Genomic DNA, 24,138 nt, shown 5'->3' on the forward strand with positions numbered 1-24,138 from the left:
GAGGGCTGAGTCGTTTACGGCAGCGCCACATTTTACCCTGAGGAAATAGCCATGCAGCAATGGAAACAAATGCTACGCCCCCAACCTGCCCGCGCCATTCTGCTAGCAGCGGTTTTAGCTGGGCTGCTGCCGGTATTCCTAACCCCGGCAGCAGCCCAGCGCTCGGCGACAAATTCTGGCGTAACCGTAGCCCAGGCCGACATCGCGATCGATCAAGATTTGCTGCGGCTGGTCAATACCGAACGCCAGCGGGTGAATGCGCCGCCCCTGACCATAAACGACAAACTCACTGCTGCGGCCCAGCGCCACGCCCAGGATATGGCGACCAGCCAACGCATGAGTCATGATGGCTCTGACGGATCGACGATGCGATCGCGGATTGATGCCACCCAGTACAACTGGTCAAATATTGGTGAAAACGTCGCTATGGGGCAGCCCACCGCCGCCGAGGTCATGAGCGCGTGGATGAATAGCCCCGGCCACCGCCGGAATATTCTTAACCCCGCGTTTACGGAGTTGGGCGTTGGGTACGCCACGGGCAGCGGTCGGATCTACTGGGTACAGGTATTTGGCAGACCGCTTTAGTAGTCTGCCAAGCCAAAGATGACGGGTTAGTGGAGTTCAAAGTTTCAGGTACACGACTGGCCTTAATGGACTCGCAAGAAAATAAGGTAGCTGTTGATCGGACTTCGACTTCGCTCAGCCCTCGATTCCTGAAGGCTGAGCGAAGTCGAAACCTGGCTACCTGGTACACCATTAATCCGCAGATCCCTAAACTATGACATCTCAAACCTGAACCCTAACCTGCATTAATCCGAGGGCATCTAGGTGTGGGGAAAGAGATGTACACCATTGTTTTATAGCGAAGGTTAGAATCTGTTCGCCTGAATGCCAGGGATGGTGACTAAAGTGCTGTCATCACTTTCAAAAATTCTTCTGACAGACAGGCCGTAGCAGCACTCTTTTGGCGAAAAAGAACCCCAGCCAGAAAGTAGATTCTTTCTGAGAAAAAGGCCTGACGCCTGCGCTTGAGTATTGCAATAGAGTCTCTTACTTTGGGTTCACAGCTGTAGTAGCCAAACTTAAGCGGGGTGACCATAAAATCAACTACCTCATACCCAAGGTTGAGCGCATGGTTAACCGTGTCCACAGGGTTTGAGTAGGCGGAGATCATGAGCATGACTTGCTCGCAGCCCTGAGCAATGAGCTGCTTGGTAATGGTTGCGCCATCGTCGCCGCCGTGCAAGGACGGCATATAGAGCTGATTATCAGGAGCGGGTAGGTAGGGAGGATTGGCGACCAGGCATCGCGCTGCTGCTGTAGATCCTTTGAAAAAGCAGTCATTGTGAACTTGGTAATAAGGGGTTAGCCCGTACTGCTCAATTCTGAGCTTCGCCAATTGGTAGGCGGCTAAGTTTAATTCGTATCCCTGAATTGTTCCCTTAAAGGAGCTTCTCAGCAGCGCCTGAATCACCGGGCTACCATCCCCAGACCCAAATTCAACGATGGGGCTTTCTGAAGCGCCCTGAGATAGCACCATTTTCTCCAAACACTGGGCATAGAACTGCGATTCTTCGGGGCAAAAGAAAACTTGATTTGGAGATTTCACCTCAACCGCAGGGTCAGAGGTCAACAAGCTTTTGTTCATGGCAAGGGTTCAGTAAGTAAGTTAGAAAACAGGCTCACAGCTTAGACTGAGTAGATCTTGGGTAGGGGAGTGGTCGCTTGCTTAATTTGCTGAATGATCGCTTGGCCTGCCCGTTCGCCAATAAATTTCTCCTGGGCATATCCCAGCAAAATTTCCCAGGCGTGATCGGTGTATTGCTCTGCTAGGGCGATCGCTACATCCTGCAGCATCCAAAGGCCGTGGCGCTCATCTTCGCGAATGTGCAACTCCCAATATCCTGACGACTCTTCGCTCAAATTCAATCGCTGGGCCGCCATCAGGTAGTCGGTATAGATAGATGGGCCAACAATTTCAAAGTAGGTTAACCCGCCGTTGTACCGCAGGAAGTGCTGCTTACATTCAGTCAGCAAGAAGTTATGGTTAATGCTGGCCAGCAGCTGCCAAGGAGCCAGATCAAAATACCCTTCTGGGGTAGTGTCTAGGTTCATTTCGGCCATCATTTTGGCAAAAAAAGTAGAGTGCTTACGAGAAAGGCGACCGTTGCCGTACTCCTCCATGAGCACTCGAATCAACATGGCTTGAATTGCGTTGCTGGCCCCCCCCAAAATGCGCGACATGCGGCTAGCTTCTACTAGACCATCTAGTGATGTAATGGCTAGCAGTCGGCGATAGCCCTCGCGATCGAGGTCTTCGCGCAGGAACCGTCTGTTTTCGGTCACCGGTGGGTTTAGATCGGCGTCGTACCATTCTCTTAAGGTTTGCTGTACGTCCTGCTGTTTCAAGCGTTCGACGTCTATCTGGCCTAACTCCCAGGCTTGCCAGGCAGACTCAATGCGATCGCGTAGCCACTGCAGGTAGAGCGATCGCTCGTTTCTGTAGTGCTGGAGGTCGTCATACCAAAAGAGGTTGAGACGGTTGATGCGGTACAAAATGCGCTGCAAGAACCGATGGGCCGATTGATCGCCTGGTTCTGAGGTATCTCCATAGGCTAAAGGCAGTGCAGCGGCGATCGCGGCTTCTAATGCCTCAACATATTGGGGAGACTGAGTAACCTGCTGGTCAAGATTTTCAAGATTCAGCAGATCAATAAATTCTTGCTCTAGAGTGCTAAAGTCAATGTCTTCAGGAGTTGAAAAGCTGCGACTTGAAAGGTCTTTCCTCAAGTCTCGATTGTTGACAGCGGCAAACATAAAGATACCTTAAAAACCTCTTTCCATGAGTTCATCGATCGACTTATCTTTAACCAATCGACTAGCAAAACAATCGATGAATAAGACGACCCAACACTTGCTCGCGAGCATAATGTAACTGTAGCTACCAAACGAATAAACCCTATCCGCCCAGAGACAGAATATTAAGTTGAGCTATTCGCTAGCTAAGCCGTTTAAGCTAACCTGTGTTAAGAACAAAATCGTAGTAAAAATTCACGCGCTCTAGAAACTGAAAAGCCCTATTTTTTAGGCACCCACACCGCGCTTAGTTTGACTTCTTAAGTGTCCAGGTCAGTGACTTACGGGGAGCCTTCTTCAATGCCTGAGTTAGTTCGTCATTGGATGAGAACTGCAGCTGTGACAAATAGCAGGCATCTACCTTGATCACAAATTTATCGCAGGAAAATGGCCAGGGCGTAACGCTTAAGTCGCCAGAATCGAGTTGATAAATGCTGTAGGGCCGACCATCAGGTCCAGAGGTTATTTCTAATTTGCGCCCGCCAACAGGAATCTGGCGCTGAGACAAAATTAGCGAGAGGCGATCGCACCACCGCATGTAGGTATAAGCTTTTTCAGCCTCTTCTTGACTAATCTCTAGTTCGGCTTGCCACTCGGCCTGTCGCTTTTGTTGTTCTTTTAAGAACTGGGCCATATCAGGATCGTCTTCCCCTTTACCCTGGTTTAAAAAGCACAGATGCATTGAAATCAGCATTGCTACCCAGCGCCCCTGGTAAAGCGCCTCATCGGCGTGCTTGCGCAGCTTTTCAAGCGGTGATTCTTTCTCTAGGGTAAAGTCTAGGGGTGCACCAGCTTCGGTGAGCTGATCGTCTTCCCACTCTTTTTCGAGGTGGTCGTGGTGGGCGATCGCGGCAATAGTTTCGTAAAGGCGATAGGTCTGCTTGTCAAAGTCCCAGTGGCCGGCAATTTGGGCAGCTAAAAGAGCATGAGCGCGATGGTAAATGATTTCCCAACCATCGCTTTGAAGATTGACGATCATAGCGTTTTAGATGTAGCAAGAGAATAAATTTGAGGATGCGATCGCTCTATTTTGTTTGGCCTATTCTTCAGCTTAAGTTCCAGGCCAAAACAACGTGCGGTTGTTTTGGCCTGGAACGTGACTTTGATTTACCAAACAGGCAATCTAGCGATAGAGGCTAGCTGTTGGGGAGGTCAGGAGTGTTTTGATCGACCGTATTGGCAGCGCGATTGATAGCTCCCTTGGTATTTGCAGCGGCATTGTCGGCAGCCCGCTGGGTCGACTTACCAATGTTCTTAGCGGCCTCTTCTACCGCGTTATCGTCAGTACTTTGCATGCGCTGCTCGGCCTGACGAATCATGCGATCGGCCTTGGCATCGGCGGCACTGGTGTCACGGATGGTATCTTTGTGAGGGTACATGGCCTCGTTTTGGGCCGGGCCGCCGCTACCAACACTGTTTCTAGCGGGTGTAGAAGACTGGGCTGCGCCACAGGCGGTCGTTACAAGCACCATTAACCCAGCTAGAAAAACGATGGCCCACTGCCGTAAGGCGGTAGGATTAAGAACTCGTTTTAGGCTTTGCATAAATTGCTCCTTAAAGAACTAAGTTGAAACATTTGAAACTTTTGGGATGAAACCTAATTGCTCAAGCTTCACGTTGATGCAGATGTGGCACTAGCTCTCGTCCCCAAGGGTGGGGCGGCCAAATCAGGCTCTTACGGACCAGCATCGAGAAGCAAGGGGTTTCACCCAGGCTGACAATAACCAAATTGCGAGCCTCTTATACACCGAGCGCTACTACATTTGGCTTTGCAGCGTCTGCTTGCTCTCCTTGAAACGCGCGCCCATACGCTCGCGGTCATCTTGGGAAAGGTTTTTGCGCATAGACGCAAACATGGTGCTTTCTTCCTGGCGAGTGTGGTCGCCTACCATGGCCTTGAGCTGCTTAATCTTGGCGATAAATGAGTCGCCTGTAGAAGGCATAGACTTGATCTCGTTAAGCAGGTTTTCCATCTCGGCTTGCTCAGAGTAAAGCTCTTGGGTGTCATCGCTGCCGTAGAAGGGCTGAACGGCAGGGTAAACAACGGCTTCTTCCGCTTTGGAATGCACCAGCAGATCTTTGTAAAGCTGGCCAAATAGAGCCTTACGCTGCTCGGCATTGTCTGTATTGCGAATTTCGCTGATAAGGGTTTTAGCCTTTTGGTGATCCATAAAGATCAGGTCGAGGACATCAGCGGAGTCGCTATCCGAGGCCTGGGTGGTGGCACTGCCCACAACTCCAGTGGCAGCGGCGATCGCATCCTGCACACGAGCCCATAGCCCCTGCTGAGGTTCTTCGCCAGTCAGCTCCAGGGTACCGAGGTATTCGAGCATGCCTTTGAGCTGCTCCTGGTGGGCGCGGTTTTCAAAGTTGACGGTATTGAGGGGGGCGAGGGCAGCTTCTACGTCTTTGCCCACTACCTGAGCCGCTTTGTGTACCACTAGGCCCGAGACAACCTGGCCATGCTTGAGCAGTTCGTGCTGGGCCATTTTTTCGTACAGGCTCAGCTCGGAGCGCGAGAAGGTGTTTTTGGTCTGGCTGACCAGCTCTTGCACCGTAGATTTGGGCTCGGCCTGTACCCCGTACTGAGTAATGGCGGTTTCTACAATGTCTAAATTCTTTTGGTCGTCTTCAAGCATATCTTCCAGCCGCTTGCGCAGATGGTCGTTGTCGCACTGGTTTAAAAACTGCTCCTCATTGTCAATAATCACGCTTTGAATAGCTTTGATATCGGCCAATTTCTCGGCGATCGCGGCTCGTTTTTGATCGTTTAAGGTGGCAGGCATAGATGTAAAGACTCCAGTGATATTCCGATCACAGCCTAATAACTTTAGGACAAAGGCATATCTATCATTAGAGCTGAATAACTAATCTCAGTTGGGCGACTGCCTATTTCTTAAGAACTAGCCTCAACTCGTCTTAATGTCATCCTAAAGCTAACTTAACAAACGTACAAAAGGGCTTTCTTTTTCTCTGCCTGGACTCTGTTCATCTTCATACAAGGCTACTTCAAAATCACCTGATCTAAATCCTTCAAAAGATGGCGAAAAGAATCATTCGGGTGAGCGATGACGCCATCTCGATTAACCCTTTAGCGTCAAGGCAAGTTGCCATCGGGAATACCTATATGAGCCTTGTTCTAGAACAAATAAAAACGCCCGGCCTGGCCCAGCTCTCTTATATTGTTGGCGACGCGGCGGCGGGGGTTGCCGCTATTATTGACCCCCGCCGTGATGTCGACGTGTATCTACAGCGATCGCGGCAGCTGGGGCTGCGCATTACCCACGCTATTGAAACCCACATTCACGCTGATTTTGTCTCGGGGGCGAGGGAGTTGCAGGCGCAGCTCGGCCTACCAATTGCGGCAGGGCGCAGCGACGACTACCAGTTTGACTACCAGCCCTTAAAGGCGGGCAACACCATCACCCTGGGCAACATTACCCTGGAGGTTCTACATACCCCAGGGCACACTCCTGAGCACATTAGCCTACTGCTGTCCGATACAAAGCAGGAGGAGCAGCCTTTTGCAATATTCACCGGTGATACGCTGTTTAACCTGGATGTGGGCCGACCCGACCTGTTGGGAGAAGGCACCGCTCGACCGCTGGCGCACCGGCTCTACCACTCGCTGTTTGAACTGCTGCTGCCCTGGGGCGATCGCATGGAAATTTATCCCTGCCACGGAGCTGGGTCAGCCTGCGGCAAGTCGATCGGCGATCGCACCCAGAGTACCCTGGGCAATGAGCACTTGTTTAACCCGGCCCTGCAGCCGCGCAGCGCCGACGAGTTTGTCGACTGGTTGCTCAGCGATATGCCCGAACCGCCCCGCCACTATGCCCACCTTAAAAAAGTCAACGCCGCCGGACCGCCTGTTCAAGGCTGCCTTCAGGCCCCCCAGGCTTTAACTATTGAAGCCTTTCAGCGCCAGATGGAGCAGGCCAACACTCTGGTGATCGACACCCGCTCGATGCTGGCCTTTGGCGGCGGCCATATACCAGGGGCCATCAATATTGGGCTAGGGCCATCGTTTCCGTCCTGGGTGGGCTGGCTGATCGATCCTGAAACATCGCTTTTACTGATTACCGAAGGCCCAGAGGATCTTAAGGCCGCAAGTGAACACCTGTTTCGAATTGGCTATGACCGGGTGAGCGGTTATTTGCACGGCGGCATGACCGGGTGGCACACCCAGGGGCTACCGCTCCAGCGCATTACCCAAATGCCCGTCACCGAGCTATACGAGCAGCTTGACCGCGATGACCTGCTGGTCTTAGACGTGCGCAGCGACCAGGAGTTTTTAAACGGCGCAGTGCCCCACGCCCAGCATATTTACCTGCCGCACCTGGAGGAAAACCTGTCCCGTCTCGACCACACTAGAACTGTCGCCACCTACTGCGGTAGCGGCTACCGGGCTTCGATCGCCGCTAGCCTGCTACAAAAGTATGGCTTTGCCTCGGTCGTCAATATTCCTGGCTCCTGGAGCGCATGGCGGTCCGCCGATTTACCCATAGAAAAGCCCACAAGCTAGTACTCTGCGGCGCAAGTTTAGATACTATTCTCCGGGGGCTAGGGAACAGGGGGGCTAGGGAGCCAAGCGATTCGGAATGGTGGGCATATTTCAGCCGTCGAGGACTAGGCAATCGGTAGCAGCTAGGGGCCGTTAATCAGATTTCAGATTGCAGGGGGGAATGCTACCGGGCTGGTGAACAATGCCCACCCTGCAATTATTAAAAGCTGATGTTCAACGACTAATTTCGGCTTCATCACCACTGGAGTTACTGACCGCCACGTGGTTGATATCGACAGAACGAGTTCCGTCAACCTGGCTGGCTACGTCGACGATACGCTCCAGGATAATGCGATCGCCCACCTGGCCAGTGAGCTGAATGGTGCTGCCGTGCTGAATTAGGGTGAGGGTATCGATGGCGGTTAAATCAGACTCGCGATCGAGGGCCTCAGCCAGGCGGCGCACCAGCCCAAAGGTGTCGTACTCCCCTTCCAACCCCATATACTCCGGCGGCGGCGGCGGCACGTGCTGGCCCGCCTTCTCGCGCAGTTCGTCGTCGTAGGTGTTGGTTAGGCCCGGCGTCATGGAGCTAGATGTCGAACCGTGGGAAATAGTGCAGCGGTCAAAATCAATATGATCTTGCCAAGTCATAATTACACCTGAATAATTTACAGGGAATAGCTGAACCGGGCGTTGCAGGGCAGGCCCTTACGGCTCCATAGTTTCACCGGGGCCGACGATGCCGACCTTGTGACGAAACGTCAGCTCGCCGCCAAACCAACCGCTGACCAACAGCATCCCCGACACCACCAGCGACAGCACCAGCCCTACGGGCAAAATGGCCCCCGCTGGATTGCCCCACCGCAAAATGACGTTGATAATGCTGAGCACCAGCGCCCCAGCATTGAGGGCCATATGAGCCCATCCAGCGGTACGGTGACGCACCCGAGGAATATTGATAAAGTCGGCCATACCGGTAACGGCGGCAGCCACGCCCGACAGCACCCCTAGCCCCAAGAGCCAGACACTGGCCCTGGCCCAAAAGAAATCTTGAGTGAGCCAGTAGCCCAGGTCAGCACCCGCCGCACTACTCAAAAAGGCAATCGGGAAAATAACGATGATGGGGTGAATGGGATGCCCAAAAATAGCGATCGAACTGGTAATGCCAGTGCCTCGATACTCCGTCGCGCGGCTGTCGATCAGCGGCGGCAAATTGGGATACGGCACCTGATTAGACTGATTCTGGTAATCCTGGGTGGCCATGGCGATGTCCTCTAACTATGTGAATGATCAACTACAACGCTCGTTCAATATTCACCATCAGCCAGAGTTTGTGCTGGCTGATGGTGAAAGGCTTTAGCGACTTAAGCTAGCCACTGACTTAAAGCGGTCTTTGAGCCAATTACCGGCTTCTTTCAGGTTGTACTTCAGGGGTTCCTGCACACTCAAGAACACGCGAGCGCAGTTGCGCCCCGGCATACCCGAAATTGAGCCGCCCGGATGGGTACCCGCCCCAGTCAAAAACAACCCGTCAATCGGAGTTTGATAGTTGGCTAGTTCGGGCAAGGGGCGAAAGAACACCATCTGATCGAGGGTCATATCGATGTGGTAGTGATTGCCCTTGCGCACGCCGATTCGCTGGGTCAGCTCGGCCGGGCTTTCGACCCGCCGTGCAATAACGGACTCTTTCAGGTTGGGCGTGTAGTCGGCCAGTTTGTCGAGCACGCGATCGGCCACTTTGTTCTTCAGTTCGTCGGTCCAGCCGGTGCCCATTAGCCCTGTGCCTTCGGCCCCCTTGACCTGGTAGGGAGCAAAAAACTCAATCCAAAGGGTATGCTGGCCCGCTGGTGCCATTGATGGGTCCATCACCGTAGGCACGACCACATAAAGCGATGGGTCGTGGTCGGGAATCAGGCCCTGACTGGGCATGGTGTGGGCTGTTTCTACCTGATCTACTGAATCAGCAATCAGCACCGAGCCAATCAGGTAGTCGTCCTGGTGGTTGTAGGCCTCAAAGCGGGGCATTTCTGAGAGCGCACAGTCAATTTTGAGAATGCCCTCGTTGTTGTTGACAATCCGACGGTCTAGCCGTTCTGCCAGGCCTGGGGCCAGGGTTTGAGCGTCGGCGGTTGGCACCAAGTCTTGAAAGACTCGCTGGGCATCAATATTTGAAATCACCCCTTTGGTGGCCCGATATTCTTGACCACCGGCTACTCGCACCCCTTCTACACGCCCGTTGGCATTCACTAAAATTTGCTCAACGGACTGGTCGCATAGAATGACGCCGCCGTTGTCTTCAACCATGCGCACCAGGGCTTCGACGAGGGCACCCGTGCCGCCTCGGGGCCGGGCCACTCCGGGGTTATGGCGCAGCCCCATCATCATCGATCCTACCGCCAGAGTCTTTTGGGAGGGCGGCCCCCCCAGTTCTGACGCCAATCGCGCCAGAGGGGCTTTGACTACCTCGGTCTCAAACCATTCATTGAGGGTGTCTTGAGGGCTGTTCAGCATGGTGCGAATCAGGTCTAGCGCCTGATCCACGCCCCCAATCAGCGAAAACAAATCTTGCAGGTTGTGCAGGCCGTAGTTGCCTAAAATATCGACAACCGATTTTGGCGGTGCGTTGAATACGGGGGTTATGGCTTGGGTGAGGGTATCCCAAAAGGCCATGTATTCTTTGTACTTTTCTGCATCTCGCTGGCTGTAGCGGGCAATTTCAGCACAGGTTTTGTCAACTGAGCGGTAGGCCAGAAATGCTTTGCCATCCGCTTGCGGACAGTAGGTGATGGGGTCGCAGTAGAGATACTCTAGGCCGTAACGCTCTAGCTCTAGCTCATCGACTACAGGTCCTAGATGGATAAACTCGTGGTCAATGGCGCAGAGGTTGAAATAAAAGCCAGGCGCATCTTCGGGCAAGGCCTCTTCTGTAGTGGCTGCCCCGCCCGGAATCTCGCGTTTTTCTAGTAGTAAAACGCTGTAACCTGCTTTTAGTAAATATCCTGCACAAACTAAGCCATTATGGCCTGCCCCAATAATAACAACGTCGAATGTCTGCATGGGAGAATTACTCAAAGTGTGTTTTGATGGTAAATAATATGCTGATTGAGGCGACCTACCGTTAGAAATAGATTGTTGAGAGAAAAATTCTCTTAAGGGTTTTCTTCGTCTATAAGGACAAGATCAATCCTACCTGAGTGAGGTTTGAAGGTGATACCTCCTCCCATGAGGTAGGGTCGTATAGTGTGAAGTTGCGGCGACACGACTTTGGGCCTCTGTAATATCAGAGGCCCAAAGCTCAACGTATTCGCAGAACGATTTGCGGCAGTAGATAACTGCTCTTAGCTTTGGGACATAGTTTTCATCAAATGCTTGCGAATCTCTTGAATTTGATCCATCTCGGTCTGCTTGAGCTGGGTAAATAGATCAACGCATTCCTGCGAGTTAGCATCGTGGGCATCCTGCACGTACTTGTCGTAGGCTTGAAGCGCCTCCGCTTTGTTTTGCATAACGGTGAGCCAGTCATACTCAAGGTTGCTGACGACTTGTTGAACTTTAGTTCCGGTAGCCATAGAAAATTTCCTCCACGGTTTAATGTTTATATGTGCTCTCAATTGACAGTGAGGCTGAACAATTAGAATCCGTTAGGATAAAGGGCTTGAAGTGCCTTGGCATGCCCATACTCACTCCCAGTAATCATTAGACTGACCCCTATCCCAGTCTTTTCCATCGTCCTAAAGAGGGTTTTGGTCGAGATGACGGCAGCGCAGGGGCAAATGTTACCGGAATACGCGGACAAGCAACAACATAAGTGAACGGTTCTAATTGCTGAATAAAATTAGTTATTAGTGGTGCTGTGAGCCAGGCATAACATTTCTACAACGAAAAATAACTTAACAACCAGAAACTGAGAGCATTACCCTAGGCAAGCTCTGCCTTTTGGCTTAGCCGTCCTATAGCTGTTGGGAGATGTTTGTTAAAGCCAAGTTACTTAAACTACTGATCGACATGTGGTGAGGCGCGGTGCGATCGCCCATTTAGCTGGTCTTAAGGCTGTAGCTTTTTAAGGCGATCGGCAAAAGATCGCGAATCAAAACCTCACTAGTCGTTTGTTATTGGAGTAAAGCCCATGTTGATTGCTTTAGAAGTTGGAATGGTGATGGTTGGTCTGGGGGTAGCCCTGCGGCTGGTACGCCTTCCCAAGGCTGGACAAGCTAGTTTAGTAACCGCAGCTTGTCTGGCGGTTGTGCTAGTTGGATTTACTCAACCGGCTATGGCTGGTGCGGTTAATGGCGATGCTTTGACGAGCGGCCAAAAAGAACTTAACGAAACGCTCCAGACGACCCCCCAAGGCAATCAATACCAAGGCATTGAGTATGCCGATGCGAAAGGTACACCCCTGGGCGATCAGGAGATTACCAATCGGGTTGAAAGCAAGACCCCCAAAGAGCTGAAAGTTAGTGTCTCCAATGGTTCTGTGCGACTGTCGGGCAAAGTAGCCGATCGCAGCGCGGCCCAGGCTATTGTTGACGACATTAAGAAGATCCCTGGCGTGCATGAAGTAGCCTACGATTTGGGCCTCAGGGGCTAGGCTGAAGCGCTACTGAAGAGGTCTACAAAGGCCTGCTCTAGGGCTTATTAAGCAAGTTCAAAAGCTACTGATTGATTAGCTGTATCGGCGGTCCTGCCTGGGCCGCCGATTTCGTTTGTAACTAGACGGCGGCTCAGACGGGCTAAAGTCTGCCCAAGGGCAGACCACGGCTCTCTTTAGGGCACTCTAAGCTATACCAAAGGGAGCATAAAGCGATGGGAATTGCTAGACACAGGTGTGAATCAAATATTCAACCTCTCTCGTAGGGGCGAGCAGCCACAAAGCCTTCAGATTGGCTACGCCTATGCCCCTAGCCAAGGTCATGCCGCCGCTTAGCAACGCCAGGCTGTGAATTTCAGTCATAATTGAATATGTTGCGATCGCTGACTGGCCAGCTTTAGCTCTGTGCACACGCTTCGCGAACGCCATCACGGCTCTCCCCAACGCATCTTCCGAACCGCTAATGCCACCATCTCCCCTACCTCACAATGAAGCGGGACGGTTAGAAGCCCTGCGGCGATACAACATTCTAGATACTCCCCCCGAAGCCGGGTTCGACCGCATTACAGCCCTGGCAGCCCGACTGTTTGACGTACCCATTGCTCTAATTTCGCTGGTCGATGAGTCTAGGGCCTGGTTTAAGTCAGCCTATGGGTTTGACCTGCAGTTGGTACAGCGACAGGCCTCTGTTTGTAGCTATGCGCTGCTGACTGAACAGGTGATTGTGCTGCCCGATGTTCATCAAGATCAGCGCTTTGCCGGTAATCCGCTGGTGCACGGTGAGCCGGGGGTACGTTTCTACGCTGGGGCACCACTGCGTACCCACGATGGCTTTATCGTCGGCACCCTTTGTGTGCTCGATGCTCAACCCCGCGACGGGCTCAGCGATGATCAGCAAATGGTGCTGGCCGACCTGGCGGCCCTAGTCGTCGATGAGCTAGAACTGCGCCTGGCCGCCCACAGAGTCGCTGACATTGATACGGCCCTGGTAGCCGTAACTGAAGGAGTAGCGGCCCAAACGGGGTCAGCTTTTTTTGCAGCGCTGGTGCAGCACCTAGCCCATACCCTGGGCATTGATTACGCTTACATTGGGCTGATTGATGGCGATCGCCAAGATACAGTGAAAACCATTGCTGCCTGTGTTCAGGGGCAAATCGCCGACAATTTTGAGTATCTACTGCACCACACCCCCTGCCAGCAGGTGCTGCTCAACCGGGCGCTGTGCTGCTATGCCGGTGGGGTAAAAGTGCAGTTTCCCGATGCCCCACTGCTGCAACCCCTGGGCATCGATAGCTATGCGGCCATTCCCTTTTTTGATGCCGACGGCATCCCCCTGGGCCTGCTGGGGGTCATGGACTGTAGCCCCTTCACCAATGTTCAGCTGATTGAGGCGCTGTTGCCTATTTTCGCCCTGCGCATCGCCACCGAACTCGATCGCCAGCACACCGATACCGCCCGACTGCGGGTGCAGCAAGACCTGGAGCAGCTGGTGGCCCAGCGCACCGCCGAACTCTCCCATACCAATGAGCAACTGCAGCTCGAAATTGCCGAGCGACAGCAGGCCGAAATTGCCCTGCAAACAGAGCAGGAGATGCTGCGGGTGCTGCTCGAAAACGTGCAGGCAGGCATCGTGGCCTGCAATCAGACGGGCATTTTGACCCTCTTTAATCAGACGGCCCGCGATTTTCACGGCCTGCCCGAAGAACCGCTGCCCCCCGAGCAGTGGGCTGACTACTACGATCTCTATCAACCCGATGGCCATACGCCTTTGCCCACAGAAGAGATTCCGCTGTTTCGTGCCCTACAGGGAGACGTCGTAGACAATGTTGAGATGGTGATTGCCCCCAAGGGGGGAGTAGCCCGCACGGTGTTGGCGAGTGGGCAGGCGATCGCCGCCGTTGACGGCAGCCCCCAGGGCGCAGTAGTGGTCATGCACGACATTACCGATCGCAAGCGTATGGAAGATGCCCTGCGCGCTAGTGAAGCCCAGCTCTCCAGTATTTTTGAGACTATTCCCGATGGAATTGCCATTTTTAACCTGCAAGGCCAAATTGTGGCGGTTAACTCCGCCGCCGAGAAGATTCTGCGCCAAACTCGCCATGAGCTAACTCAGCGCCGCTACAGTGACCCAACCTGGCTGATTACGACCCTAGAGGGCGAAGCCTTTGCACCCGCAGATCTGCCCTTTATGCAGGTCATTCGGACTGGGCAGCCGGTGTACGGGTTTGAAATGGTTATTACCCATACCGACAACACCCGCACAATTTTGTGTGTCAATGCCTCGCCGCTGCTCGATGCGCAGGGCAACATTACCCATGTGATCTCGTCAATTAGCGATATTACCGAGCGCAAGCAGGCAGAACTGACCCTGCAAGCCTCTGAGGAGCGCTATCGCTCGGTGATTGAAACGACCGCCGAAGGTATTGTCTTGCAGGATGTCGACGGCACAATCTACACCTGCAACGCCAGTGCCGCCGAAATTTTGGGCCTCACCGTTGACCAACTAACGGAGCGCAACTCCCTCGACCCTGCCTGGTCAACCATTTACGAAGACGGCTCCGATTTTCCCGGCGATCGCCACCCTAGCATGGTCACGCTGCGCACTGGCGAACCGCAGTCTAACGTGGTGATGGGGGTAAACAAACCCGATGGCACCCTGACCTGGATTTCGATCAACACGCGACCGCTGTTTCACCCCAATGACCCCACCCCCTTTGCTGTAGTGGCGTCATTTTTTGACATTACCGATCGCAAGCTGATCGAAGCCGAGCGAGCCCAGCGCATTCGTGAACAGACGGCTCGCTTGGATGCCGAAGCCGGACAGTTTCGAGCCGCGCTGCTGGTCGATATCAGTACCGCGCTGGCTTCGTTGCTCAACCACACCGATACCCTACAGCGGGTAGCCGATCGGGTCGTACCCTTCTTTGCCGACTGGTGTGCCATCGATCTACTGGCGTCTGAGCAAACCCTGAAACGGGTGGCCATGGCCCACTGTGACCCGGCTAAGGTAGAGCTGGGTTGGCAGCTATATCACCGCTATCCTCAACCGCTGGACACACCCGCAGGGGCCGCCAAAATTTTGCGTACTGGTCAAACCGAGCTGGCGGCAACTATTCCGACCATGGCCTTGGAACTGGTGGCCCAAGACTCTGAGCACTTACGCCTGCTGCAAGCGCTGGGGCTAACCTCATGCATCGCGGCACCCCTGATTGCCCGTGGGCAAATTTTAGGGGTGATTTCGTTTGTCACCGCCGAGTCTAACCGCCAGTACACCTCGACTGATTTAGCTTTGGCCGAAAATATCGCCCACCAGGTGGCGATCGCCGTAGACAACGCCCGCCTCTACCAAGACGAGCAAACTGCCCGCAGCGAGGCCGAGGCGGCCAACCGCATCAAAGATGAATTTTTGGCCGTGCTCTCCCACGAGCTCAGGTCGCCCCTCAACCCCATTTTGGGCTGGTCGCAGCTGCTGCAAAAGCGCCAGTCCGACGACGACATTCTCATGCGGGGCCTGCAAACCATTGAGCGCAACGCCAAGCTACAAACCCAGCTGATTGCCGACCTGCTTGATGTCTCCCGCATTTTGCAGGGCAAGCTCAATCTAGATAGTGCCTTTGTGTCGCTGAAGACCACCATCGAAGCCGCGATGGAAACGGTGCGGTTGGCAGCAGAGGCCAAGTCGATTCAGCTGCACACCCACCTCGAAGCCACTGTGCTACCCGTGCTGGGCGATGCTGGTCGCTTGCAGCAGGTGGTGTGGAACCTGCTCTCCAATGCGGTGAAATTTACCCCCGAGGGGGGCCGAGTGGAGATTAGCTTGACAGCAATTACCCCAGAGCCAGACTCCTCAGAGGCACCGCCGCAAAAAGGAGGGCCATCCCACGCCCAAATCATCGTTACCGATACGGGCCAGGGGATTACCCCAGAGTTTATCCCCTACATTTTTGACCGCTTTCGCCAGGCCGACAGCAAAACGACCCGGCAGTTTGGGGGGTTGGGTCTGGGCTTGGCGATTGTACGGCAGTTAGTAGAGCTTCACGGCGGCACGATTGCCGTGGCCAGCCCCGGCGAAGGGCTAGGATCTACATTCACGGTGCGGATTCCGTTGCAGAGGCACTCCGACGACGCGATCCAGGAAGCTGAAGCCGCCGCTGCTTTCTGCCGCTCGAGTCGGCCTACCCTGCTGACCGGGGTGCGTATTTTGGTGGTCGAAGACGAAGCCGACGCCCGCGAACTGCTGGTGCTAGTGCTAGAGCAGGCTGGGGCAAAGGTAACAGCCGTCACCTCCGCCGTAGAGGCGTTGCAGCGACTGCCCCAGCTAGAGCTAGACGTGTTGATTAGCGATATCGCGATGCCCGACATTGATGGCTACATGCTGGTGCAGCAGGTGCGATCGCAGCTTGCTAAGCAGGGTAAGCAGCCCACCTTCAAGGCGGTAGCCCTGACGGCCTACGCCGGAGAAATCAACCAGCAGCAGGCCCTAAGCGCTGGGTTTCAGCGCCATCTCAGTAAACCCTTTGAACCGGCTGATCTGGTGGCTGCGATCGCGGCCCTAGCTGAATAACGGCACGCGCTTGCCCACTCGCCTCTAAGAAGCCGAATCGTGGTGGTGACACTCTTCTAACAGGGTTGCCACCTTCGTCAACAATTGGTCAAACTCGATGGGCTTACGAATGAAATTATGGGAGCCCAACGCTAAACCTTGACCGGTGTTGATTGTGTCGTAGGCAGTGACCATTAAAATAGGCATAAACGGTAAAGCTGGATTTTGCCGAATCTGTCGGGTCACTTCGTAACCATTCATATCGGGCATCATCACATCCATCAAAATCAAATCGGGGGGAGAGCTTTCGACTTTCGCCAAAGCCGTGCCGCCATTCCCAGCAGTATCTACCGCATAACCCTCTGTTTCCAGAACGGTTTGCAGTAAAAACAAATTATCGTCGATATCATCTACGACAAGAATACGAAAATCTGATGGAGTACACACTTTAATAAGTTAAAAATTTCTTGAATACAGTTAGCTTAATCGATAAGCTATTATGCCTACCTCAAACTTCCGGTACAGATTTTTTTGGCTCGATTAGCCGGAAAGATATAACCAAACCATGCAACAAAAAAGGTAGGCCGAAACCTACCTTACTAACTGTCTGCTGTGTTGATGTAGTTGACAATAGTCGGCCGTCGGCCAGCCCTTTAGCGGGTAGCGGCACGGGGATGGCGAACGCCAACGGCAGAGCCAGCCAGAGCAGCTACCAAGCCTAGCAGCGAACCCAGTGCAAACGACCAGCCTACTTTGGCGGCGTTGCCTGCAGCGTTTTGGATCTGTTGGGGGGGCACGCTGGGGTCTTGGGGAACGTTGGGCAGTTCACCAGCAGGGATCTGGTTAAGGACCGCATCGGCCCCTTGAGCGGCCAGGCCAAAGGCTCCTGCTACACCGGTAGACAGTAGCCAGGCGCTTACAGCCAGAGTAGTCGCCCATAAAATAGCGCCATTGAGCATAGCCGTTTTACGGTTCATGGGGCCGCAGGCGCGGGCTGTAACCCAACCGCCAATAAACAGCGCAATCAGCAAACTAATGATTGACCAAATACCAACGGCAGTGCCAACACCACTCGCCTCGCCTTGGGGGGTCGGTGCGTTGGCTAGAGTCGTGAGGCCTATAGCAGCTCCTATACCGGTCAGCACAAGCTGAGTTGCGATCGCAATCACTAATCCCGCAAAAATTGGCCCCCAGCGTACCAAGTCGTGATACTCGGCTACGGGCATAGTTGTTGTTGTTTCCGTAACCCGGTAGTTGGGGTTGGCGCTGGGGTCATCCCTGTAAGCTCCGGGCTCATTCCTGTAAGCACCAGGTTCGTTGGTGTAAGACATAGCTGTACTTTCCTTCTCAATTGCTACTGCAATGAATGCGAACGGTAATCAATTCTTGCCAACTAATGTATGACCTAGCCAAATCCGCCCCATCTACCCACAGACGCAAAAGAAGAGGCCAAAAGACGTAGATAGGCCTTGAAATTAGAAAATTTCGGCGCATATCTAAGCTTTATTGGAGAAATCACCTTTGTTAAAAACTGTTTGTGTTCAATTCGTTAGGATTACGCGCATTCTTTACAAAATTTAGACATTTTCTCCAAGGGGTTATGCCCTGGGGTACATGTCGATGGAGGGAATAAAGGCTTAACCCTAGAGTAGGGATCTACGGGTTAATGCTGTACTCAGAAGCCAGGTTTCGACTTCGCTCAACCATTAGTGCTCGAGGGCTGAGCGAAACCAAAGACCGATCGGCAGGTACGTTGTTTTCTGTTAAGTCCTCAAAGGTAATAGGCTTCAGAATTTCAGCAGTCTTCAGCAGTCGACGGACTCTACTTTCTGCGGGGTGAACTGTCGCTAGTAACGCAACTAAAGCCAACCCCGGCAACGCTTGGGCTAAGGCCCACTAACGCTACAACCCACCCTATAGCGCCATTTAGTTACGCCTCTCTGCTGATCACAAAAGCAGCCCAGAGGATAATGCTGTTTTTAGAAGCGTACTTTAACCTCGCTAGTCGTAAGCTACAAACAAAGAAGGAGATACTGTGAATAGAGTGTTAGGAATCGTACTGGGTGGCGGCGCTGGAACCCGCCTCTACCCATTGACTAAAACTCGAGCTAAGCCTGCTGTACCCCTGGGCGGAAAACACCGATTAATTGATATTCCCATCAGCAACTGCATCAACTCAGATATTTCCAGAATCTACGTGCTGACGCAGTTTAACTCAGCTTCTTTAAATGCACATATCTCCCGTTCCTATAGCTTTTCAGGCTTTCAGCAGGGGTTTGTAGAAGTGCTGGCCGCCCAGCAAACTCCCGAAAATCTAGATTGGTTTCAGGGTACCGCCGATGCCGTACGGCAGTATCTCCCGCGTTTCGAGGATATGAATGTAGACGAGTACTTAATCCTCTCGGGCGATCACCTGTACCGCATGGACTATCGAGACTTTGTGCGGCACCACCGCGAGACCAATGCCGACATTACCCTATCGGTACTGCCAGTAGACGATAAGCGGGCTTCCAGTTTTGGTCTCATGAAAATTGATGACTCGGGTCGCATTATCGACTTCAGTGAAAAGCCTAAGGGTGATGCCCTTAAAGTGATGCAGGTCGACACCACTACTCTAGGTCTCTCTGCTGAAGAAGCTAAAGAAAAGCCCTACATTGCCTCCATGGGGATTTACTTATTTAAACGAGATGTGTTAATCGACCTGCTCAAGCAGCAGCCCGACCAGACTGACTTCGGCAAGGAGATTCTCCCCAACTCGGCCAAAGATTATCGGGTACAGGCCTATTTGTTCAACGATTACTGGGAAGATATCGGGACTATCGAGTCGTTCTTCAACGCAAATTTGGCACTAGTGAAACAGCCCAACCCGTTGTTTAGCTTTTATGACGAGTCGGCCCCCATCTATACGAGGGCTCGCTATCTACCGCCCACTAAGTACCTGCAGTGTACTATCTCTCAGTCGATGGTTAGCGAGGGCTGCGTGCTCAAAGAATGCAGCATTACCAATTCGGTAATTGGCATTCGCTCTCGGATTGAATCGGGTTGTACCATTGAGGACAGCTTAATTATGGGGGCCGACTATTACCAAGACAATTTTGAGCGTCGAGGTAACTGCGATACCGTCAACACTCCCGTTGGCATTGGGGCGAACAGCACAATTCACCACGCCATTGTCGACAAGAATGCTCGCATTGGCTGCAACGTGCAGATTCTCAACAAAGATCGTGTCGAAGAAGCCGATCGAGAAGATCAAGGGTTCTTTATTCGCAGCGGTATTATTACCATTTTGCGAGGGGCCACCATCCCCGACGACACAGTGATTTAAGTCATGTCATAAAAACTTAGCACTTAAGCAAGATTCCCTGGCGTTTGTCAAGGAATCTGCTTGAGTGCGAGTTCGGCTTTAGGCCACGCGAATCAAGCAGATACAGCAGTTTTTGCTCAGGTAGAGTACCACAGAGAGATTCACCTCCCCTTTACCAAGGGGGTAGCAGAGCAAAGCCTAAACAGCCTAAAACCGGGGAGCTAGAATTCAGAAATTTTGTACCTTGCTAAATCGAGAATCGCTATATAGTCTGCCTTGCGAAGTAGGGATAGCTATCCCCTATTAAAGAGGCTAATGCGGCTAAGAATTATTAACTTGATTGCAGTTGTCGCGCTTAAGCTAAATCTAATCTGCCATGAAGACTACACAGAAATTTGCATTGATAATTGGTATTGTCTATGTCGCCATTGGCGTCATGGGCTTTATTCCAGCCTTAGTTTCCCATCCTGTCTCCTTTGACTCAGCGGCTAGCAACCTAGAAGTGGTTTCTGGCTATGGTGCTCTAATGGGCCTGTTTCCGGTCAATACCGCTCACAATATTGTGCACATTGTGACTGGGCTGTTGGGTATCGTAGCCGCTATTTCGCTGGATAGCTCTCGCCTATTTGCTGGACAGTTAGGCATTTATTACACCGTGCTCGCCATTATGGGTTTTGTTCCTGTCCTAAATACCTTCTTTGGCCTTTTTCCTATTTTTGGGCCAGACGTATTCCTGCACGGGCTAACGGGTCTGCTGGGCATTTATTTTGGTTTCTTTGTTACCCCCTCACTGCTCACCCTGTTTAAGAAAAACGTTAAGGATGGTGAGGGTGCTGGTGAAGTTCTCTAGTTAGAGAATAACAAGCTGTACTCCGCTAACTGCTGTAGTCATCAAGGCTAGATTTGCTTCGCAGGTCTGGCCTTGATGGATCGATCGTTTCAGGAGAACTGCCCAAATGATTAAACGTACGATCGCGATCGCGAGCACCCTAACCATAGTTAGCATCGGGCTACCTCTAGCTGCCCAAATTGATAACGACGCTGAAACCCCTACTGTTCGCCCCACTCGCCCCACGGTTGATGACGACGTTGGGCTACCCGATGGCGTTGAAGACCCAGCCGATAGCAGTCTGCCCGACGCTGGAAGCCCACTACGGGTAACTCTGCTGCTACTGGCATAATCATTTTAGAGATTGACGGCGTTCCTACTTACTACGCCCCCATCGATCCAAGCCAGGTCGATCTCAGCGGTGGAAATATTCCTACCTACAGACTCGATCGCGGCTCTACAACCTCTAACGATGTCAATACCGACGCTAGCGATACCGAAGATCGCAGCGGTGGTTTTGTCATTTATCCCCCTGTAGACAGCCTTGACGATCTAGAACCCGAAGACATTCTTCAGTAAAAGTGTTCCCATTGACCGATGGGCAAAGCAAATCGTTTTCTTAAGCTGTAAGGGTGTTAATCAAATTGGAGAATAATCCATGGGTATTCAAGATAGAGCCGAAGCTACCGCTAAGAATGTCGAAGGTAAAGCACAAGAAGCCGCTGGTAAAGCAACCGGCAATACCTCCGACGAAATGAAAGGTAAAGCCAAGCAAGGTGAGGCTGAAGCCAAGCACGCCAAAGAAGACGTAAAAGATCAGGCTAAGAAAGCCATCGACTAATTGGCGTTAGTGCTACACACTAACCTTGGCCTCTTTATTTAGGCCTTAAAAAAGGGAGAGCAGTGCATTGCTCCCCTTTTTTTGTGCGTTTTTTTAGACCGGCTTAGCTCAAAAATAGTTAACTCAAAGCGATCATCAGTAGAGGGCTGCCATTCTCTTTATTGGATAAACGCTGTGTAGAACACCTTAACCGGTCGATCTGGCGATGACTATACCGGCCTTCTCAGTACTCTACCGAAAGTCTACAAAAAGGCAGATGGTTCTACACAATTACGCTATTAAGATTTGTTTAGAAACATAATTATTCAAAGGAGAATATTTAATGGATTTTGGTATTAAAGGCAAGGTAGCTGTAATTACAGGGGCTGACTCTGGTATCGGCCGCGCTACCGCTAAACTTTTAGCCGATGAGGGTGTAAAAGTTGCGCTCCTCGATAAAACCGATGACAAGCTTGATGCTGCTGTAAACGAGTTAAAAAAAGTCGGCGAAGTCATCGGGGTGCAGGCCGATTTACGCAATTTAGATGATATTGAAGCCGCTAAAAATAAGGTGCTCGACCAGTATGGGCAGGTAGATATTTTGGTCAACTGTGCCGGTATTACCGGGGCTACTGGCGACTTTTTAGAAATCAGCGACGACGATTGGCTAGAAACCCTCGAAGTCGATCTAATGGCGGCAGTAAGAGTGTGTCGCACCTTTATTCCGCTTATGCGCGAAACAGGCTGGGGCCGAGTTGTGCTGATCACATCTGAGGATGCTGTGCAGCCCTACACCGATGAAATGCCTTACTGTGCGGCCAAAGCCGGTGTACTCAACTTTGCCAAAAATCTCTCTAAAGCCTATGCTGAAGATGGCGTGCTGGTGAATTCGGTAGCACCCGCTTTTATCGCTACCCCCATGACCGACGCCATGATGGAGCAACGCGCCGAAAAAACCGGCACCGATGTCGATGGCGCGATCGAATCTTTTCTAGAAAAAAAGCGGCCCCATCTGAAGCTCAAGCGCCGGGGCAAACCTCAGGAAGTGGCGGCTGTAATCGCCTTTTTGTGTTCTCAACAATCCAGCTTTGTAGTGGGGGCTAACTACCGGGTTGATGGTGGTTCGGTAGCCAGCATTGGACTGTAGCGACTTGGTTAGAGAATATTAAATCGGGCCAAACTGCGTCGAGGGAAGGATGTGAACGAGGGGCCGTCCGCCCAAGATGAAACGGATCTAGCCAGCCAACGCTACTATTTGCAACCGCTTATGACCGTCGAGCGTCCGGGTTTGCGCCTGCTAATTACAATGAATCTGGGCTTTTGGGGGGTGCAGATTGGCAACGGCCTGCAAACGGCCAATGCCAGCGCTATCTTTGAGTCACTGGGGGCCGATGTCAGTCAGCTGCCGATGCTGTGGCTAGGAGCACCGCTGATGGGGCTACTGGCGCAGCCCATCGTAGGGGAGCTGAGCGATCGCACTGTCAGCCCGTGGGGCAAACGGCAGCCCTACTTCCTTGGCGGTGCCGTGCTGGGAGCCATTATGCTAGTGGCGCTGCCCCTGGCGACAAGCCTGGCCCAGGCCGTGGCTCTGTACTGGGTGCTGCAGTTGGCCCTAAACATTAGCATTGCGCCCAGTCGTCCCTTTGTGGGTGACCTGCTGCCGGCTCGCTATCGCACCTGGGGCTATTCCATTCAGGGCGTTTGCATTGGTTTAGGAGCCATCTGCGCCGCAGGGTTGCCCTGGCTTCTAGAGTACTTTTTTCATCTTCAGCCAGCGGCTGAGTTTACAGAAATTGGAGTGCCTACCGTGATTAGCGGGGCCTATATCGTTGGGGCAATCCTCTGTCTAATTAGCACCCTGTGTACCTTTTGGGCCGTCAATGAACCGCAGCCGCCCCCGTCTAACGCAGACGCATCGGTGAATACTGATGAAAGTGAAGAACTTCTAAATCCGATCTGGGCGATCGCCCAGGCGATGACCTCGCTGCCGCCGATGATGCGCCAGCTAGCAGGGGTGCAGGCCTTGAGCTGGGCCGGTATCTACTGCATGTTTTTATACTTGCCTAATGCGATCGCCCGCAATATTTTAGAGGCTCCCAATCGTGAGTCGCTCAGCTATGCCCACGGGGTGGAATGGGCTGGTCTCTGTACCGCTTTCTACAACCTGGTATGCCTGGGCATCTCGTTTTTGATCCCTACGCTGAGTCGGCGCTGGGGCCGGGTGACGACCCACGCCACCTGCCTGATGGCGGGGGCAGTGGGCCTGCTGTCGCTGCTGCTAGTACACGATCGCTACTCCATTTTGCTCTCCATGGTGGGGGTGGGCATTGCCTGGGCCAGCATTCTGTCAATTCCCTACTCCCTGCTGATGGATGACCTGCCCGAAAGCCAAAGCGGTGTCTATATGGGGTTGTTTAACGGCTTTGTCACCCTGCCCCAAATTGTCATGTCGCTGGGCTTTGGCTGGGTCATGCGCCACCTGCTGCACGGCAATCGCCTTTCGGCACTGGCTTTGGGTGGCGTTTTGATTGGCCTAGCCGCCGTACTAATGCTGCGCGTGCCCGAACCCGCGATCAAACGAGACGCTGGTAGTCTGCCAGAGGGGTCAGGCCGCACCTTAGAAAAAGAAGTTTTGTCTCCTTAGAGCGATGTGGCCACCCTGGGTTGCTCGCTAGGCTAAAGCTAGTTGTAGAC

21 protein-coding genes are annotated in these 24,138 nt (G+C 52.7%); 10 read left to right on the top strand and 11 right to left on the bottom strand.

Translation table 11 applies throughout. The annotated features are described in order from the left end of the window. The first annotated feature begins 51 nt into the window (after nucleotides 1-51). Complete coding sequence (locus IQ273_RS02815) at nucleotides 52-585, top strand: CAP domain-containing protein (protein ID WP_194021661.1); 534 nt, start codon at nucleotides 52-54, stop codon at nucleotides 583-585. A 319-nt stretch (nucleotides 586-904) separates the two neighbouring features. Here the strand turns inward: IQ273_RS02815 and IQ273_RS02820 are convergent, their stop codons facing one another. The 5 genes from IQ273_RS02820 to IQ273_RS02840 all read right to left on the bottom strand — a co-directional run bounded on the left by IQ273_RS02820 (nucleotide 905) and on the right by IQ273_RS02840 (nucleotide 5,642). Then, nucleotides 905-1,648 carry an SAM-dependent methyltransferase gene (locus IQ273_RS02820; RefSeq protein WP_194021662.1) on the bottom strand — a complete coding sequence of 248 codons (744 nt, stop codon included), beginning with the start codon at nucleotides 1,646-1,648 and terminating at the stop codon, nucleotides 905-907. Nucleotides 1,649-1,689: 41 nt separating this feature from the next. After that, on the bottom strand, nucleotides 1,690-2,817 hold the full coding sequence (locus IQ273_RS02825) for an iron-containing redox enzyme family protein (RefSeq protein WP_194021663.1): 1,128 nt from the start codon (nucleotides 2,815-2,817) through the stop codon (nucleotides 1,690-1,692). Nucleotides 2,818-3,103: 286 nt separating this feature from the next. Then, on the bottom strand, nucleotides 3,104-3,835 hold the full coding sequence (locus tag IQ273_RS02830) for a DUF3891 family protein (protein ID WP_194021664.1): 732 nt from the start codon (nucleotides 3,833-3,835) through the stop codon (nucleotides 3,104-3,106). Nucleotides 3,836-3,992: 157 nt separating this feature from the next. Then, entirely contained in the window at nucleotides 3,993-4,400 is a 408-nt protein-coding gene (locus tag IQ273_RS02835) for a hypothetical protein (protein WP_194021665.1), read from the bottom strand. A gap of 213 nt (nucleotides 4,401-4,613) precedes the next feature. After that, nucleotides 4,614-5,642, bottom strand: a complete 1,029-nt coding sequence (locus IQ273_RS02840) for a hemerythrin domain-containing protein (RefSeq protein WP_194021666.1) — start codon at nucleotides 5,640-5,642, stop codon at nucleotides 4,614-4,616. 341 nt (nucleotides 5,643-5,983) lie between these two features. On the opposite strand from IQ273_RS02840, the gene IQ273_RS02845 reads away from it, so the two are divergent. Next, nucleotides 5,984-7,381 carry a rhodanese-like domain-containing protein gene (locus IQ273_RS02845; protein WP_194021667.1) on the top strand — a complete coding sequence of 466 codons (1,398 nt, stop codon included), beginning with the start codon at nucleotides 5,984-5,986 and terminating at the stop codon, nucleotides 7,379-7,381. Between the two features lie 213 nt (nucleotides 7,382-7,594). On the opposite strand, the gene IQ273_RS02850 is transcribed toward IQ273_RS02845, so the two are convergent. The 4 genes from IQ273_RS02850 to IQ273_RS02865 form a co-directional block, all read right to left on the bottom strand. Then, complete coding sequence (locus IQ273_RS02850) at nucleotides 7,595-8,011, bottom strand: BON domain-containing protein (protein ID WP_194021668.1); 417 nt, start codon at nucleotides 8,009-8,011, stop codon at nucleotides 7,595-7,597. A gap of 57 nt (nucleotides 8,012-8,068) precedes the next feature. Next, nucleotides 8,069-8,623, bottom strand: a complete 555-nt coding sequence (locus tag IQ273_RS02855; protein ID WP_194021669.1) for a DUF2231 domain-containing protein — start codon at nucleotides 8,621-8,623, stop codon at nucleotides 8,069-8,071. A gap of 93 nt (nucleotides 8,624-8,716) precedes the next feature. Beyond that, nucleotides 8,717-10,417, bottom strand: coding sequence for a beta-carotene ketolase CrtO (gene crtO, locus IQ273_RS02860; RefSeq protein WP_194021688.1), 1,701 nt, complete (start codon nucleotides 10,415-10,417; stop codon nucleotides 8,717-8,719). Nucleotides 10,418-10,698: 281 nt separating this feature from the next. Next, the gene (locus IQ273_RS02865) at nucleotides 10,699-10,929 is read right to left on the bottom strand and encodes a hypothetical protein (protein WP_194021670.1); all 231 of its coding nucleotides are present in this window, start codon (nucleotides 10,927-10,929) and stop codon (nucleotides 10,699-10,701) included. A 557-nt stretch (nucleotides 10,930-11,486) separates the two neighbouring features. Here IQ273_RS02865 and IQ273_RS02870 point away from each other — a divergent pair. Both IQ273_RS02870 and IQ273_RS33490 read left to right on the top strand, forming a co-directional pair. Beyond that, the gene (locus tag IQ273_RS02870) at nucleotides 11,487-11,948 is read left to right on the top strand and encodes a BON domain-containing protein (RefSeq protein ID WP_194021671.1); all 462 of its coding nucleotides are present in this window, start codon (nucleotides 11,487-11,489) and stop codon (nucleotides 11,946-11,948) included. 463 nt (nucleotides 11,949-12,411) lie between these two features. Continuing rightward, entirely contained in the window at nucleotides 12,412-16,512 is a 4,101-nt protein-coding gene (locus IQ273_RS33490) for a PAS domain S-box protein (RefSeq protein ID WP_228052251.1), read from the top strand. Between the two features lie 24 nt (nucleotides 16,513-16,536). Here the strand turns inward: IQ273_RS33490 and IQ273_RS02890 are convergent, their stop codons facing one another. Further along, complete coding sequence (locus tag IQ273_RS02890; protein ID WP_194021672.1) at nucleotides 16,537-16,938, bottom strand: response regulator; 402 nt, start codon at nucleotides 16,936-16,938, stop codon at nucleotides 16,537-16,539. 206 nt (nucleotides 16,939-17,144) lie between these two features. After that, nucleotides 17,145-17,822, bottom strand: coding sequence for a hypothetical protein (locus IQ273_RS02895; RefSeq protein ID WP_194021673.1), 678 nt, complete (start codon nucleotides 17,820-17,822; stop codon nucleotides 17,145-17,147). A 704-nt stretch (nucleotides 17,823-18,526) separates the two neighbouring features. On the opposite strand from IQ273_RS02895, the gene IQ273_RS02900 reads away from it, so the two are divergent. The 6 genes from IQ273_RS02900 (at nucleotide 18,527) to IQ273_RS02925 (ending at nucleotide 24,088) form a co-directional block, all read left to right on the top strand. Further along, nucleotides 18,527-19,816 (top strand): glucose-1-phosphate adenylyltransferase, encoded by a 1,290-nt coding sequence (locus IQ273_RS02900; RefSeq protein ID WP_194021674.1) that lies wholly within the window; start codon nucleotides 18,527-18,529, stop codon nucleotides 19,814-19,816. 355 nt (nucleotides 19,817-20,171) lie between these two features. Further along, nucleotides 20,172-20,645: a DUF4383 domain-containing protein gene (locus IQ273_RS02905; protein WP_194021675.1), complete on the top strand. Its 474-nt coding sequence runs from the start codon at nucleotides 20,172-20,174 to the stop codon at nucleotides 20,643-20,645. A gap of 106 nt (nucleotides 20,646-20,751) precedes the next feature. Next, entirely contained in the window at nucleotides 20,752-20,976 is a 225-nt protein-coding gene (locus tag IQ273_RS02910; protein WP_194021676.1) for a hypothetical protein, read from the top strand. Between the two features lie 306 nt (nucleotides 20,977-21,282). Beyond that, the gene (locus IQ273_RS02915) at nucleotides 21,283-21,465 is read left to right on the top strand and encodes a CsbD family protein (protein ID WP_194021677.1); all 183 of its coding nucleotides are present in this window, start codon (nucleotides 21,283-21,285) and stop codon (nucleotides 21,463-21,465) included. A 322-nt stretch (nucleotides 21,466-21,787) separates the two neighbouring features. Next, a complete protein-coding gene (locus tag IQ273_RS02920; RefSeq protein WP_194021678.1) occupies nucleotides 21,788-22,591 on the top strand; it encodes an SDR family NAD(P)-dependent oxidoreductase in 804 nt (267 codons plus the stop codon). A 51-nt stretch (nucleotides 22,592-22,642) separates the two neighbouring features. Further along, complete coding sequence (locus IQ273_RS02925; protein WP_194021679.1) at nucleotides 22,643-24,088, top strand: MFS transporter; 1,446 nt, start codon at nucleotides 22,643-22,645, stop codon at nucleotides 24,086-24,088. Nucleotides 24,089-24,138: the final 50 nt, after the last annotated feature.

Source organism: Nodosilinea sp. LEGE 07298, from assembly GCF_015207265.1.
GTDB lineage: Bacteria > Cyanobacteriota > Cyanobacteriia > Phormidesmidales > Phormidesmidaceae > Nodosilinea.

What these genes read in the sequence shown, in the direction of transcription:
- IQ273_RS02815 (WP_194021661.1), top strand. Translation starts at nt 52, where the DNA reads ATGCAGCAATGGAAACAAATGCTACGCCCCCAACCTGCCCGCGCCATT.
- IQ273_RS02820 (WP_194021662.1), bottom strand. Translation starts at nt 1,648, where the DNA reads ATGAACAAAAGCTTGTTGACCTCTGACCCTGCGGTTGAGGTGAAATCT.
- IQ273_RS02825 (WP_194021663.1), bottom strand. Translation starts at nt 2,817, where the DNA reads ATGTTTGCCGCTGTCAACAATCGAGACTTGAGGAAAGACCTTTCAAGT.
- IQ273_RS02830 (WP_194021664.1), bottom strand. Translation starts at nt 3,835, where the DNA reads ATGATCGTCAATCTTCAAAGCGATGGTTGGGAAATCATTTACCATCGC.
- IQ273_RS02835 (WP_194021665.1), bottom strand. Translation starts at nt 4,400, where the DNA reads ATGCAAAGCCTAAAACGAGTTCTTAATCCTACCGCCTTACGGCAGTGG.
- IQ273_RS02840 (WP_194021666.1), bottom strand. Translation starts at nt 5,642, where the DNA reads ATGCCTGCCACCTTAAACGATCAAAAACGAGCCGCGATCGCCGAGAAA.
- IQ273_RS02845 (WP_194021667.1), top strand. Translation starts at nt 5,984, where the DNA reads ATGAGCCTTGTTCTAGAACAAATAAAAACGCCCGGCCTGGCCCAGCTC.
- IQ273_RS02850 (WP_194021668.1), bottom strand. Translation starts at nt 8,011, where the DNA reads ATGACTTGGCAAGATCATATTGATTTTGACCGCTGCACTATTTCCCAC.
- IQ273_RS02855 (WP_194021669.1), bottom strand. Translation starts at nt 8,623, where the DNA reads ATGGCCACCCAGGATTACCAGAATCAGTCTAATCAGGTGCCGTATCCC.
- crtO (WP_194021688.1), bottom strand. Translation starts at nt 10,417, where the DNA reads ATGCAGACATTCGACGTTGTTATTATTGGGGCAGGCCATAATGGCTTA.
- IQ273_RS02865 (WP_194021670.1), bottom strand. Translation starts at nt 10,929, where the DNA reads ATGGCTACCGGAACTAAAGTTCAACAAGTCGTCAGCAACCTTGAGTAT.
- IQ273_RS02870 (WP_194021671.1), top strand. Translation starts at nt 11,487, where the DNA reads ATGTTGATTGCTTTAGAAGTTGGAATGGTGATGGTTGGTCTGGGGGTA.
- IQ273_RS33490 (WP_228052251.1), top strand. Translation starts at nt 12,412, where the DNA reads ATGCCACCATCTCCCCTACCTCACAATGAAGCGGGACGGTTAGAAGCC.
- IQ273_RS02895 (WP_194021673.1), bottom strand. Translation starts at nt 17,822, where the DNA reads ATGTCTTACACCAACGAACCTGGTGCTTACAGGAATGAGCCCGGAGCT.
- IQ273_RS02905 (WP_194021675.1), top strand. Translation starts at nt 20,172, where the DNA reads ATGAAGACTACACAGAAATTTGCATTGATAATTGGTATTGTCTATGTC.
- IQ273_RS02910 (WP_194021676.1), top strand. Translation starts at nt 20,752, where the DNA reads ATGATTAAACGTACGATCGCGATCGCGAGCACCCTAACCATAGTTAGC.
- IQ273_RS02915 (WP_194021677.1), top strand. Translation starts at nt 21,283, where the DNA reads ATGGGTATTCAAGATAGAGCCGAAGCTACCGCTAAGAATGTCGAAGGT.
- IQ273_RS02920 (WP_194021678.1), top strand. Translation starts at nt 21,788, where the DNA reads ATGGATTTTGGTATTAAAGGCAAGGTAGCTGTAATTACAGGGGCTGAC.